This window comes from Psychrobacter sp. UBA6739 (assembly GCF_002453835.1).
GTDB classification, from domain to species: domain Bacteria; phylum Pseudomonadota; class Gammaproteobacteria; order Pseudomonadales; family Moraxellaceae; genus Psychrobacter; species Psychrobacter immobilis_A.
This window is the reverse complement of the sequence record NZ_DKHR01000018.1, coordinates 96,573-111,260: the sequence shown is the minus strand read 5'-3', so window position 1 is coordinate 111,260 and position 14,688 is coordinate 96,573. Positions and strand designations below refer to the sequence as shown.

Sequence of the window (14,688 nt, the reverse complement as noted above, 5' to 3'; positions counted from 1 at the left end):
GGTGACCATCGCCACCAACATGGCGGGTCGTGGTACCGATATTATCTTGGGCGGTAACTGGCAATCATTTATCGAAGATATTGATGCGGTCAGTCCGGAAGAGATGGCGCGCCTAAAAGCAGAATGGCAAGTCAAGCATGACCAAGTCGTTGCCGCTGGTGGCCTACATATCATTGGCTCTGAGCGTCATGAATCACGCCGTATCGATAACCAGCTGCGTGGTCGTGCTGGTCGTCAAGGTGACCCTGGGATGTCGCGCTTTTTCTTATCGCTTGAAGATGACTTGATGCGTATCTTCGCCGGTGACCGCGTGGTTAATATGATGCGGGCGATGGGCCTAAAAGAAGACGAAGCCATCGAACATAAAATGGTCTCAAAATCGATTGAAAATGCCCAAGGTAAAGTCGAAAGCCGCGATTTTGATGCCCGTAAAAATCTATTGAAATACGATGACGTCGCCAATGAGCAGCGTAAGGTTATCTATGGTCAGCGCGATGACTTGCTGGCAGAGATGGACTTATTGGAGGCCATCGAAGTTATGCATCATGAAGTTTATAACGCCATGATTGACCAGTTTATCCCGCCAGGCTCTATCGATGATCAGTGGAATATCGACGGCTTAGAAGACGAGCTTGAAGATGAGTTTAAAATTTCAATGCCGATTAACGATTGGCTGGATGAAGACCGCCGCCTAGATGAAGAAGGCTTACGTGCCAAAATTATCCAAACGGCATTGGATCGTTATCATGCCCGCCGTGAGCAAATGGGCGAAAAAGATGCCGCCCAGCTCGAGCGTCATTTTATGCTACAAAGTTTGGATAAGCATTGGAAAGAGCATTTAACCCAAATGGATCAGCTACGTAAAGGTATCCATCTGCGCGGTTATGCGCAAAAAAATCCTGAGCAAGAATATAAGCGTGAATCATTCGAGCTGTTCCAAATGATGCTTGGCGCGATTAAATCTGAGACCGTACAAGATTTATCACGCGTGCATATCCCAACCAAAGAAGAATTAGAAGCGTTAGAAGCTCAGCAGCGTGAAAATGCGGCGCATATGCAAATGCAGTTTGAGCACAGTGATATCGATAATATGGATGGCGGCGTAGAGCGACCAGCGGCGCAAAACCGTAGCGTTGCTGCTGGCGTAACAGCAGGGTCTATCGCGGGCAGTGGCACCAACAATGCCAGTGAGCCTAACCCATACGCTGGGATGAATATCAGCCGTAACGCCCCATGCCCTTGTGGTTCAGGTCTTAAGTACAAGCAATGTCATGGTAAAATATAGCATTCATAAGCGAATATTGATAATAAACAGCTAAGCATTGCCGCTCATATATCTCTAATATTCGTTAGTCTCAAAAGCCCTTATCTACTTTAGATAAGGGCTTTTCTGTATTTGCTCATATTCTTTGTCTCTACATTATCTTGAATCGACTATATTATTTGTAGATAGTAAAGTTGACTCTTCACAAACGAGTTGGCTATATTTTGTATTGATTAATTACAAATTCAACATAGGCGTGAATTTATGGACACGTTATAGTGTTTAACATATTCATTGGGGAAAGTGTTATGACTATAGAATTATTAAAAAAATTGCGTACTTCTGTGGCGCTGACTGGGCTACTTGCTGGTGTCCTGACGCTTGGTGCTTGTCAGCAACAGTCAGACACAGAAGCGGGTATAGATGATGGTGCTCATAGCGAAGAAACGGTGCCGATGTCCGCTGAACCTGCTGAGCCTAATGAGGTGGTTGTCGATACAGCGGATGCATCGCTCAGTGAAGTACAGGATGATACCGTAGCTTCGGTAAATAGTGGTGTCAGTCAAATAGCTTATCTGTGCTCACCTGAGCTGAAAGTTAATGCAACTTATAAAGAAGATGCCAAGCAAGTAGTCATCGCGACTGATACGGGTACAGTGACATTAAATAAAACCAATGATGGCAGTAATCCAGAAGTGTTCGAAGTAGCAACCGCTATTGATGGCAGTCAGGGCTTTACCCAGTGGCGTGTAGCACATGAAGCGCGTGAGACGGGTGTGATGCGTACAGCAGGTACAGATGCGGCTAATGTCAGCACTTATGAATGTAAAAAAACCTCATAATAAGTAAGCAATCAAGAAAAAAGCAACGATAACGTTGCTTTTTTGATGTGTAGTTTTAATGAGTCAGCAAAATTATTTATGAGGAGTGGCACTAGACTCATGTGCCAAAAACCCTTCTTCCTTCACATCTAATTCTTCATGCTTAAGCACTACTTGGATACTATCTGTATGGGTATGAGTGGTTTTATTGATATCGATTTCTTGGATAGCATAAGTGTCTTTAGTAATGGTAGCCACTTGACGTGATAGGACAATTTCAATCGGTTCATCACCAATTTCGATCTGTTTGCCATTCACGGTAACGACCGCCTTGCTATCTAACGATGGCTCGATATGGCGCAATATATCCTTTTCATCATAATTGCCTGACAATAAGTCCTGACTTTTCGCATCGTGGTATTCAGTGCGAATAGTAATATATTCTTCTACCAACTCAATAGGCACGTCAATGGTCTTAGTACGAGCGTGCTTGGTCACCGTCACTTTACCGACATCTAAACGCTCTTTGTTGATGACAGGACGCTCTTCTAATAGCTCCAAGTGTCCAACATTATGATTGCTCTTATCTATGTCATTACTGCTTATATCATTACTTTCTATGTCATTAGCTACTGTGCCATTATGAGTATCAATTGGGGCAGTTATAGCGTTTGGTGTCCCTTGCTTGTTATGTAAACCCTTTTGTAGAAAGCTATCGTTCTGGATACTGTCGTCGTGATTGCTAGTCATCCTAATGTCCTTATCTTTATGAAATAATCGTTATACAATATTTTAGAGCCATTTTTGCAAATTTTGCAAGGTTAGCCTTATCAGATGTCATTAAGTATTTTTAATTTCTAAGTATTTTTAATTCCTAAGTATTTTTGAGTATAGTAAGCAAAAAAAGACCAGAGGAATGCTCTGGTCTTAATTCACTAAGTAAAAATACTTAGCTGCTTATTACGGTCATGTATTGTTCGGCGTTCTTACTTTTTAATGAGAGCCAAACAGTCTGACGGTTTAGCGTATTACATACCACGAGCGCGGCGTACGTCTTCTGCAGTAATACCATCACGGTCGATTATGTTGCCTTCACGGTCTACTACGTTGCCATCGCGATCGATATCCAATTCTTCACGTTGGATAGTCTCAACGATAGTTTCAGTATGACGTTCAGTGGTTTTACCGACGTTCACTTCTTCAGATACATAAGTGTCTTTACCAACGCGGGCACGTTCAGCCTCTAGTTCAACCTCAATGGTTTGATTACCATCAATGTCACCGATACGGCGATCTGTTGGACGATCTACGTTAGTACGCTGGATATTAGCATGCTCTTCTTCTAGCTCAACATCGACATTACGCTCTTCGGTCACTATATGCTTACCAACTTTAACCAAACCTGCCACGATACGATCTTTATTGACGGTCAAGCGCTCTTCTAGTAGCTCTAGTGTGTTTGGTGCTTCATATGCATGGTCTGCAATCTCCATACGCTCTGCAACTGGAACAGTATCAGCGACAAATGCTTGACGATCCTTTTGATACTGGTCTTTATAGCTATACTGATAATCATGGTCATATACTTCCATGGCATCAACTTGAGACTTGGTCAAGCTGTCAAAGAATACGTCATCACCAACAATACGTGCCAAACCTGCTGGTACTAATACTTCTTTTGAGCTGAACCAACCGCCTGCATCAACGATCAAATAACGAATGCGACCAGTGGTATCTTCTACTAATGCACCTTCAATTTTACCGATTTTTTCTTCATTGACACCATAAGCAGTTTTACCTGTTGGGTCATAATAATCATCACCGATTAAATCTTTATGAGTAGCTTGAATATCTTTTAAACGAATTAGTTGGCTCATTGTTGTCTTCCTTTTTTATGAGTTAATCATTATTAATCATTATTAATTATTTTAAAAACAATCGTTGTTTTGGAAAAGTTAAATTTCTAGTAAAAATATTTTTATAATAAAAGGTGTAGCAAGCCATGTGAGTAGCCTCTACATCGACTTGTAAGAATCTTAACATCATGATTTTCGATGAGATATATGAGCAAGGTAGCAAAGTGTGCGCTTGGAGTAATTGCGTGTAATAGGCTGTAAGTGGCATAACATAGCTGGGGTCAAAGATTAACGTGTCTTTACACAGAGCAATATTTCTAGCTTATTTAAGAGTCATAGACACAGAAAAACCGCAAAGCAAATAGCGATACGGTTCCTGATATTTTGAAAATTTTGTAATAAATGATAATTATAGAGGTGAATTTAACATATCAATCGATTAATTAATCTGCTTGAGTGTTAAGCAAGTTCAATAGCAACAGCCACGGCTTCACCGCCACCAATACAAAGTGTCGCAACCCCTTTTTTGCCGCCAGTACGCTTGAGAGAGTTGATAAGCGTGATCAAGATACGAGCACCTGAACAGCCTACTGGATGACCGAGTGCACAAGCGCCGCCTTCAACGTTTACTTTGGCATGGTCGATTTTTAGCTCGTCCATCGCCGCCATAGTGACCATTGCAAACGCTTCGTTGATTTCCCATAGGTCAACATCAGCGACTGACCAACCAGCACTAGCCAATACTTTTTCAATTGCACCAATCGGAGCAATGGTAAATTCGCTTGGGTGACGAGAGTTTGATGCGGTTGCAACGATACGCGCTTGATAATCAAGGCCTTCAGCTTTCGCTTGCGATTCTTTCATGACTACAACCGCTGCCGCACCGTCTGAGATTGAGCTGGCATTTGCTGCCGTGATGGTGCCGTCTTTAGCGAAGGCTGGACGTAGAGTAGGGATACGCTCGGCATTAGCAAGCGCTGGTTGCTCATCGGTATCGACGGTTTGCTCGCCTTTACGGGTTTTAAAGGTCACTGGCGTGATTTCATCTTTGAAGTGGTCGTCTTTGATAGCAGTGAGCGCACGATTTAGCGATTCGATAGCAAACGCATCCATTTTCTCACGGGTATAACCTTTTTCATCAGCCATTTCCTGTGCGAACATACCCATCAGTTTGCCAGTTTCAGCATCTTCTAAACCATCTAGGAACATATGATCTTTGACTTCTTTATGTCCCATACGGTAGCCGCCACGTGACCCTGGCATGATGTATGGCGCATTGGTCATTGATTCCATGCCGCCAGCGACTGCCACATTGAAACTACCAGCTTTGATGCCGTCATGTGCTTGCATGACTGCTTTTAGCCCTGAACCACAAAGCTTGTTAATAGTGACAGCGCCAGTTGCATCAGATAAACCTGCATTACGCATCGCTTGACGCGCAGGGCCTTGACCCAAGCCTGCAGTCAAGATACAGCCCATAATGACTTCATCAATACTATCGACTGCCACACCTGAGCGTTCGACAGCGGCTTTAATGGCAGCACCACCAAGTTCCGTTGCGCTCATATCTTTTAGTGCGCCTTGGAAGCCGCCCATTGGAGTACGTGCGCCGTTTAAAATTACAATTGCATCATTTGACATCGTTATTATTCCTTTTTACGTATTTTAAATGAGTTTGTTTTAATTAAAACCAAACGCGGACTAGATAGCATCTTTTAGGCTCAATAACTGCGGGCTTTATGCTAGCTCATCTAAGCGAATGCGTACTACTTTATCAGTAATGGTCTCTAATTTTTCAATTTTTTCGATGGCTAGATTCATCTGACTTTCGACCACGGGCAGCGTCAAGATAATAACCGGAACTTGACCAACTTTGTGCGCAGGTTTTTGTAAAATCGCATCGATATTGATACCAGCATCGCTTAGAATGCGAGTAATATCTGCCAAGACACCAGGGCTATCATAAGCATGTACGCGCAGATAATAACCGGTAATCATCTGCTCAGCGCGCAATATGGGCGTGTCTGATAGCTGCTCAGGGATAAATGCTAAATGCGGCACATGGTGACCGTGGTTGTTTTGATTACTGTTGCTTTCATCGTTACTGTCTTTGCTACCTAGAACACGCACCAAGTCCATCACATCGGCCATTACCGCAGAAGCGGTTGCGCCAGCACCAGCACCATCACCGCAATATAGCGTCTGTCCAAGCGGATGAGAGTTGACCAGTACGGCGTTTTTTACGCCATTGACGTTGGCGAGTAACGCATCCTGCGGAATTAGCGTTGGATGCACGCGTAGTTCGATACCAGAAGCCTCATCATTACCTTGACCATCACGGCGTACGGCAAAGCCCAAATGCTTGATACGGTAGCCAAGCTCTTCCGCATAGTTGACGTCTTGTAAGGTGATACCAGTGATGCCTTCACAGTAGACCTTGTCAAATTGCAGCGGAATACCAAAGGCGATAGAGGCGAGTAATGCCAGTTTATGAGCCGCATCAATACCTTCGACATCAAAAGTCGGATCTGCTTCTGCATAACCCAATTCTTGTGCTTCACTTAGTACGTCGGCAAAAGGGCGACCTTTGTCACGCATTTCGGTCATGATAAAGTTGCCCGTACCGTTGATGATACCTGCTAGCCAATCGATTTTATTGGCAGCGAGCGCTTCGCGCATGACTTTAATAATGGGGATACCGCCTGCGACTGCTGCTTCATAAGCGACATGGACGTTATGCTCTTCAGCAAAGGCAAAGATTTCGTTGCCATGCTCCGCCAATAGCGCCTTATTTGCAGTCACCACATGCTTGCCGTTCTTAATGGCGTGCATGATGACATCTTTTGCTAAGGTTGTACCGCCAATCACCTCGACGACGATATCGACATTGTCGCTTGCAGCAGTTGCCATCAAGTCACTGTTTTGCATAATATTGGGATCAATATCATCACGATGACGGCGCGTACCAACTTCGGTAATGATAATGTCGCGTCCACTACGGCGTTTTAGCTCATTTAAGTTGTCATTGATTAGATTGATCACGCCCGTTCCGACGGTGCCCAGACCAAGTATCGCTAGTTTGATGGAATTACTCACAGTATCCTCAAGAGGTTAAATATAATGAACCAATGATAACGCTGTCACAGAGTCAAATGCGCATGCGCTACTAGCTGTAGTAGTTGCGTGCATTTTGACAGTCGCAGCTTTATCGATTTCTCATTACAGTTGAATAAAAAATACTCAAATAAAAAGTATGCTGCTGATTTTTCATAGCGCTTTATCGTATCATACCGACAAGCAGTTGTGACATCTACACAATGTCGCCACCGTCATAGATATCACAAATACCTGAAACAATAACAGATTTTAGCTAGCACCGACAGCTTGAGCCAACTCCGCCGCAGGTAGATAGCCGCCTACTTGCTGACCAGATTCTGTAAAGATAGCGGGAGTACCACGCACACCAAGTTTTGCACCCAATGCCATGTGTTCTTGTACAGGGCTGGCACAGCTAGGCGCTTGTACATCAGCGCCCATTTTTCCTTGATTCATGGCCGCCTTACGATCTTGACTACACCAAATGGCTTCCATTTTTGGCACCGATTCCTGACTGCGCGGCCATGCCAAATAACGTACTTCGATACCACGTGCATTGATATCATCCATCTCTTCATGCAGTTTACGACAATAACCACAGTCTGCATCGGTAAAGGCATAGACCACTGACTTCGTTTCGCCTATGGCTGGATAAATCACCATGTCTTTTTTATCGACGGCTTTTAGGGCTTCTTGTGCGGTACTAGCAACCAATGCCGCACTGATATCGACAGGCAGAGCCTCACCAACAGCAATAATCTGACCTTGGATAATGTGTTTGCCAGACTTATCAGTAAAGAAAGAAGGCAGTCCTTCCGCTGTGACCCAATAAATACCATCCATATCTGTTGGTACGGCTGAAATGATATTTTCTTCAATACCGGACGTATTCAAATTCGCCTGCAACGCCTTTACCACGGCAGCATCGCTATCAGCGGATGCCTTACTTGTACTGGTTTTAGCATCGGTATTATTGACGATACTGGTGTTGCTGGTCGCATCTGCTGCATTGTTTGAGCAGCCCGCAGCAACCACAACAAGCAGTGCACTCATCATAAAGCGAGATAAATTATTTCGAGAAAAGCGGTTTTGAGCAAAGGTGTTTTTTGCAATCGGGGATGACATATATAGGTGTCCTGTAGGCATCGTGCCTAATCGTGAAGTCGTTTTAAGAAAAATGATACTAAATTTCTATATAAAGCAATACGTATCGATATTGCCTTAAAGGTTTAAAATTAAAAGGTTTTTTTACAATTTAATAATTATAAAAGGTAATTAATCATGTCGCCTATATTAACATATTTGTGGCAAATAACAGCCACAGGCTATGAGGTGATATAGGGAGGTGAGGGTAGCAATAATAGTAGTAGGCATAAACGTCAATTCAAAAAAATAAGATACATTTGTACTATTTAATATCGACGCTTGCCCTTGTAGTCTACGGCTAATAACAGTGTTTTTATAAAAATTCATATAAAACTATTGGTATCAGTTATTTTTAACCCTTTATTTCAATAAATTTTTGCTAAGGAGCACACATGGCAGGTGCCAGTTTATTAACCCTACTTGATGATATCAGTGTGATATTGGATGATGTTTCCGTCATGACCAAAGTCGCTGCTAAAAAAACCGCTGGTGTATTGGGCGATGATTTGGCGCTCAACGCAGAACAGGTTACGGGTGTCAAAGCCAATCGTGAGCTTCCAGTGGTCTGGGCGGTTGCCAAAGGCTCATTTATTAATAAGCTTATTCTAGTACCAGCGGCACTCTTGATTAGTGCTGTTTATCCACCGCTGGTCACTTTTTTACTAATGTGTGGTGGTTTGTTTTTGGTTTATGAAGGCGCTGAAAAAGTCATTCATCGATTTTGGCCACATGCTTTGCCGCATGATGAGGAGCAAAATGCTCGTCGGCAAGCCAATGCTGATGAGACTATAGATTTGGTCGCTTTTGAAAAAGAAAAGATCAAAGGTGCAGTACGTACGGATTTTATTCTTTCAGCTGAGATTATCGTGATTGCCTTGGGATCAACGGCAAGCGCCACTTTATTAGAACGAAGCTTGGTGCTGTCTATTTTAGCCATCGGTATTACGATTGGTATTTATGGCTTGGTCGCTGGTATCGTGAAAATAGACGATGCAGGTCTGCATTTAATGGAACAAGAAGGGGCGTTCAAGCAAAAATTGGGCAAGTTAATGTTTGCAGCGGCACCAAAACTGATGAAGTTTCTATCTATCGCTGGCACGTTGGCGATGTTTTTAGTAGGCGGTGGTATCTTAGTACACGGTATCGGCTTCTTACATCATGGAGTAGAGGATATCGCTGATTTAACGGGTATCTTTGAAAGCTTAACGACAACGATATTAAATGGCGTCATTGGTTTTATTATTGGTGCTGCGGTTGTGGCTATCTTAACAGTTATTAGTAAAATTCGTGGAAAGGACGACACAGCGTCATCTGCACACTAAGTCAGTTACCTGTGCTTTAGCTTTATATTTTTTGTAATTTTATTTCGTAAAAAAGCCCCAAAGTTGCTGACAACTTTGGGGCTTTTGCGTTGGGCGTTATACGATTAGCTTTCGCTATCTGAGTCATCAGCCTCTAGCTTTTCAGCTTGCGTGGGCTTTTTATGCTCCGTTTTAGGCTTACGGCTACGTGCCTTTGGTACTTTTGGCGTGGTCAAATTAAACATGCCAGTTTGCGGCAGCAGTTGTTCAGCCACATTCTCAATCATGTTTTTATAACTGGCAATCGTGGTTTTTGACTTAGCAGCCTGACTGTCGTCTTTGCCCGCTTCTTTGGTATTGATAGGTTGCTCTACCTTAGGCTCATCTGCTGGCTTAGTTTTTTCAACGTCAGCTTCTTGAGTATTAGCCTCTTCAATGTCAGCAACTTCGCTATCGTCATGTGCCCCATCAGTCTTTTCAGCTGCTACGCGCTCAACAATCACAGTGCCTTCATTCGACGGCTTGTTAGTTGCTTCTACTAGCCCCTGATCCACTTCTAGCAGCTGCTCGCTATGAGCACTGATATTATCAGCCTGAGCTTGATTGGCTAGAGCATTTGCCTCAATATCATGAGCATCCACATTGTTATCATCATGCTCAATAACCGCTTGCTCAGTATCAGCCGCTTGTTCGGTCGGTAGACTCAACACTGCGGGCTCCTGATAACTAGGATGTTGACCACGTGGATCGTTGCCAGCACGCTTACCAATGGCGCGTGGTTCGACGTCTGTTTTACCTTGCGTTGCCGCAAACTGACTGACCGCTTGTGTCATCGTTTCAAAGCGCGTCAGGTAATCTGCCGCCAATGGCTGATAGCCATAGTTGCTAAAGTCGAAATTGCTGTCCTCAACTTTGGTATCAGCAGTCGGTGTGACGCTCGTTTCAATGTTGGCTGATTTGTTAGCTGATTTTGCTTGCTGCGTATGTGCATCGATAGCAGCAATAAAGCAACTAATGACACCGTCATTTTTCAAACGACTTTCTGCATCTGCTAATGCTTTACGAACAAAATCACCAACAGTGCCACGAATAGTCGATGGGTTTACTACTGCAGGCTCAGCTACTGGTGGTTGTTGAGCTGATTGTGCTTGCTGACTACGAACCACACGTGGATCATTACTAGCCTGACCAAACTTCTCAGCAGTCACGTAGCGCTTGGCAAATAATGCTTCGTGCGTTAGCGCCAGTGCTGAGTTGTTCTTATCATTTGTGCTATGACCACTTGCGCTATGACTGTCATTGGCATTGCTAACATCGGCGTCACTGTCGGTAGCGTCAACAGTGTCACTATTCGCTTTTTCTGTCGATTCTGATTCGGGCTGTTTTGGCGTTATTGCTACGCTGTCCACGTTAGTATCCACAGATTTTGAATGGTCAGCTTGGTCTTTGGTAACGCTGTTAGATGTTGGTTGCTCATCTACGGCAGGTTTTTTGTCAGTAGTGTTACTGTCTGTTTTCGGGGCATTATTTTGTCCCTTGTCCTCAGTGGTGCTAACGTTAACATCATCAACATTAACATCATGAGGCGCTACAGTGCCTTCGTCGTTACCCTTAACAGCAGCTGTTTCAGGAGCAACTTTTTTGTCATTGCTCTGCTGATTATTACTTTGCTGTGTATTAGCTTCTTTTTTACTGCTTTCTTTATTAACATCATTCGCTGACTTTTGCTTTTCAGTAGATTGAGGTTTTGTCTGTGTAGACTTACTGTCATCTAGAGACAAGTGCACGACGTCTGGCGATTTCAGCTCAACAGGTGCTTCATTGACCTGTAGCACGACTTCATTAGGATCTTGATTTCGGCGCGTGTTAGAGTGATTTTTTCGGCCGTTTGCACCTGTCGTCGCTTGCTGATTGGGTTGCTTAATGTTTTCAGCTGTTAGTGTCTCGCCGCGCTCTAACTTGCCACGTGAACCGCGTTGGCTATGCGATTTACGCTTCGTACGAGTTTGCTCATCTGCCGTATTACTGTCTTTATCAGCATCATCATTGCGCTCGTTTGCATGGTGGATACTGTCTTGACGACTACTGTTTTGCTGGTTATTGTCTTGACGATTGTTGCGGTTGCGCTCATTCGTGCGTCTGGTATCCTGCTGACGTTTGTTTTGATTGTCAGCCTGCTTGTCATCAGCGTTATTTGCCGCACTATTTACGGTGTTGTTCTCGGTATCACCGCTTGCTTCATTGCTCGATTCTTCTACCTGATCTTTTCTTTGACGAGGTTTAGAAGATCTAGATTTACGTGGCTTACGTCTTCTTCTGTCTTCATTACTGCTATCATCATCGGTGTCGCTGTCTGAGTTACGACGCGCTTGTTGACGATTGGCATTGTTGTCGGATGGTTGTTCGTTATTTTTCTGACTGTTCTGCTGATTTGCTGGTACGTTGTTCGATGCACTCGTTGATGTATTACTCAGGGCATTACTATCAACTTGTCCAAATGAGCCTAAGCTTTGTGCGCCATTATTTACTAGTGCTTCAATGGCTTCAGCTGCATCACGACTACTGACGCTAGGCGTCGTTGAGGCTTGTGGTGCTTGCGCAAATAGGTTTGATAACCACGCCACTGCTTGTGGCTGAGCTGCTGTCTCAACATGTGCAGGAGCTGTAGTTGCTGCTACTGGAGCAACAGGGGCAGGGGCTGCCACACTCTGGTTGTTGTTTGCTTGTGGCGCGCGCGCCGATGAAACGTTGGTCGTATTTTTATTATTACGATGGTCGTTGCTGTGTTTACTATGCTCAGCTGTACTGGTCGGTTTGTTTGATTGGCTAGCAGTATTAGTATCATTGCTCGCTACCTGACGTGGCTGGCGCGTTGGCTGTTGCTCTGGACGCTCTTTTTCAGCCGTTTGCCAGTCAACTTCATAACCCAAATCGCTATGTTCTTGGGCTGTATCCGTAATACGCTCATAGCTTGAAGGCGCAAAGCCATCACGGTTAAAGTGTAGTTTAAAATTAGGCGACTCTAAATGCGCGTGTGGCAAAATTGTGATGCGCGTGCCACTGTCTTGCTCAAGATAAACTAAGGCATCACGTTTTTCGTTTAATAAGAAGGCGGCGATATCTGTTGGAACTTCTGCTTGTACTTCGCCTTGACGCTCTTTTAGCGCGATTTGTTCAATCTGACGCATAATTGATAGTGACAATGAGCGCAAGTCACGAATCATGCCATTACCATGGCAGCGTGGGCAGATATAGCCGGTTGATTCTTCTAGTGAAGGACGCAGACGCTGACGGCTCATCTCCATCAAACCAAATTTAGAAATATCACCAAATTGCACACGTGCACGGTCATATTTGGTGGCATCAATCAGACGTTTTTCGACTTCTTTTTGATGCTTATTGTCATTCATATCAATAAAATCAATGACAATCAAACCACCCATATCACGCAAACGTAGCTGACGAGCAATCTCATCGGCCGCTTCTAGGTTGGTATGATACGCAGTTTCGGCAACGTCTGAACCTTTAGTCGACTTGGCTGAGTTGATATCGATAGAGACTAGTGCTTCAGTTTGATCAATAACGATTGAGCCGCCTGATGGCAGACGCACTTCACGTTGATACGCGGTTTCGATTTGCTTTTCGATATTAAAGCGCGAAAACATGGGCTCATAATCGGTATATTTGCGTAGCTTTTCTGCTTGTTTTGGCATTACCGCATCGATAAAACCTGCCGCTTCAATATAAGCATTTTCGTTATCGATCCAAATCTCAGCGATATCATCACGTAAATAATCACGGACAGCACGGGTTACGACGCCTGCTTCTTGATGTACCAAGCGCGGTGAAGGGTATTTCTGGTTTTGTTCTTGAATGGCTTGCCAGATATTCAGCAAGTGGTTTAAATCGTGCTGTAAGTCCTCTTGAGTTTTACCAATACCCGCGGTACGAATGATGACACTCATACCTTTTGGCAAATCAAGATTGCTTAGCATACGCTTCATGTCTTCACGAAGTTTGCCCGAGATTTGACGTGAGATACCGCCGCCACGAGGGTTGTTTGGCATCAATACCAGATAACGACCAGCTAATGAGACATACGTCGATAGGGCAGCGCCTTTGTTACCGCGCTCCTCTTTTTCGACTTGGACGATTAATTCATCGCCTTCTTTGATCAGCTTTTTGATGTTTTCGTCACGTGGATTACCGCTTAAGTATTCAGCAGAGATTTCACGAATTGGTAAAAAACCTTGGCGCTGTGAGCCATATTCGACAAATACCGCTTCAAGCGATGGCTCGACACGGGTCACATGACCTTTATATATATTGGATTTTTTTTGTTCACGAGTACGGTTTTCAAGATCGAAATCGTAAAGATGATTGCCTTTACATAAGGCGACACGAATTTCTTCGTTTTGAGTAGCGTTGATCAAAATGCGTTTCATATTTGTATCCTATGAGTACGCATAACAACGACGAGACGGGCTTTAGAGCGCAATGGCAAGTATGGCTAATATTTAAATTAGCATGGGCAGATGTTAATCAACGATAGAACGTAAATCATGGGTTAATAAAGCACTTGGGCTTTGTCAATGGCTTGTTTTTTACCTAAAGTGTGTTAGCAAAACTAACGTAAATATAAAATTTATAGGGTGTAAGGCTATCTATTTATATCCTATTATTGATAGGTTTGGTACAAATATTAATGCGTCAGCATGCGATTCAGTTGTACTATCAGCAAGCTTTATTGGTAGTCATGCCAGCTTACTTTGTAAGAGCAGGCGACGGGCAGTGACGAGATTCAATATACTGATATTCAAAAGGCGTTGTGCTGCTGCAATCCATCCATCAAAGTCTAGCAATAATATCGCTGTTATAAATACCATTATATGAAATGGTGATATTCAGCAATTATTTGTTTAGGTAAAGCAATTGGTCACTCTTTATTTATCGTTCTTTCTGGTATAACGTCAATAATATCTTGGGTGTTTTACGGTTAGGTGTCGCGGCTCCGGTGATCAGCGGGGCGTACTTGGCAAACAGAATAAATGACCAAACTATCGGTGTGGTGCTGTATTCATATCTTTTTTATCGTTATCTGTTTGACCACCAATACGTAGGCAGCTATCGATATACTTCTCGATCCTAATGCTAAACAACCCATACTTGCTCAACTACACTTGCGTAAAGGACCGCCAGATAAC

General features: G+C 43.6%; 9 protein-coding genes. 3 read left to right on the top strand and 6 right to left on the bottom strand.

Translation table 11 applies throughout. The annotated features are described in order from the left end of the window. Together B2575_RS04540 and B2575_RS04535 are read left to right on the top strand one after the other, a co-directional pair. The coding region (locus B2575_RS04540) for an SEC-C metal-binding domain-containing protein (protein ID WP_296240352.1) at positions 1 to 1,285 on the top strand (1,285 nt) is incomplete at its 5' end. Positions 1,286 to 1,572: 287 nt separating this feature from the next. Continuing rightward, positions 1,573 to 2,106: a hypothetical protein gene (locus B2575_RS04535; RefSeq protein ID WP_250163626.1), complete on the top strand. Its 534-nt coding sequence runs from the start codon at positions 1,573 to 1,575 to the stop codon at positions 2,104 to 2,106. Positions 2,107 to 2,178: 72 nt separating this feature from the next. Here B2575_RS04535 and B2575_RS04530 read toward each other — a convergent pair whose 3' ends face one another. The 5 genes from B2575_RS04530 to B2575_RS04510 all read right to left on the bottom strand — a co-directional run bounded on the left by B2575_RS04530 (position 2,179) and on the right by B2575_RS04510 (position 8,162). Next, positions 2,179 to 2,835, bottom strand: a complete 657-nt coding sequence (locus tag B2575_RS04530; protein WP_296240351.1) for a YsnF/AvaK domain-containing protein — start codon at positions 2,833 to 2,835, stop codon at positions 2,179 to 2,181. Between the two features lie 278 nt (positions 2,836 to 3,113). Next, the gene (locus tag B2575_RS04525; protein ID WP_201580842.1) at positions 3,114 to 3,962 is read right to left on the bottom strand and encodes a DUF2382 domain-containing protein; all 849 of its coding nucleotides are present in this window, start codon (positions 3,960 to 3,962) and stop codon (positions 3,114 to 3,116) included. Between the two features lie 438 nt (positions 3,963 to 4,400). Then, the gene (locus tag B2575_RS04520; protein WP_060490355.1) at positions 4,401 to 5,582 is read right to left on the bottom strand and encodes a thiolase family protein; all 1,182 of its coding nucleotides are present in this window, start codon (positions 5,580 to 5,582) and stop codon (positions 4,401 to 4,403) included. 96 nt (positions 5,583 to 5,678) lie between these two features. Continuing rightward, the gene (locus B2575_RS04515) at positions 5,679 to 7,037 is read right to left on the bottom strand and encodes a homoserine dehydrogenase (RefSeq protein WP_087814861.1); all 1,359 of its coding nucleotides are present in this window, start codon (positions 7,035 to 7,037) and stop codon (positions 5,679 to 5,681) included. A gap of 270 nt (positions 7,038 to 7,307) precedes the next feature. Continuing rightward, complete coding sequence (locus B2575_RS04510) at positions 7,308 to 8,162, bottom strand: DsbC family protein (protein WP_296240349.1); 855 nt, start codon at positions 8,160 to 8,162, stop codon at positions 7,308 to 7,310. A 413-nt stretch (positions 8,163 to 8,575) separates the two neighbouring features. Between B2575_RS04510 and B2575_RS04505 the strand changes: the two genes are divergently transcribed. Beyond that, on the top strand, positions 8,576 to 9,505 hold the full coding sequence (locus tag B2575_RS04505; protein ID WP_250163629.1) for a DUF808 domain-containing protein: 930 nt from the start codon (positions 8,576 to 8,578) through the stop codon (positions 9,503 to 9,505). A gap of 104 nt (positions 9,506 to 9,609) precedes the next feature. On the opposite strand, the gene B2575_RS04500 is transcribed toward B2575_RS04505, so the two are convergent. Further along, entirely contained in the window at positions 9,610 to 13,929 is a 4,320-nt protein-coding gene (locus B2575_RS04500; protein WP_296240348.1) for an Rne/Rng family ribonuclease, read from the bottom strand. Positions 13,930 to 14,688 lie beyond the last annotated feature (759 nt).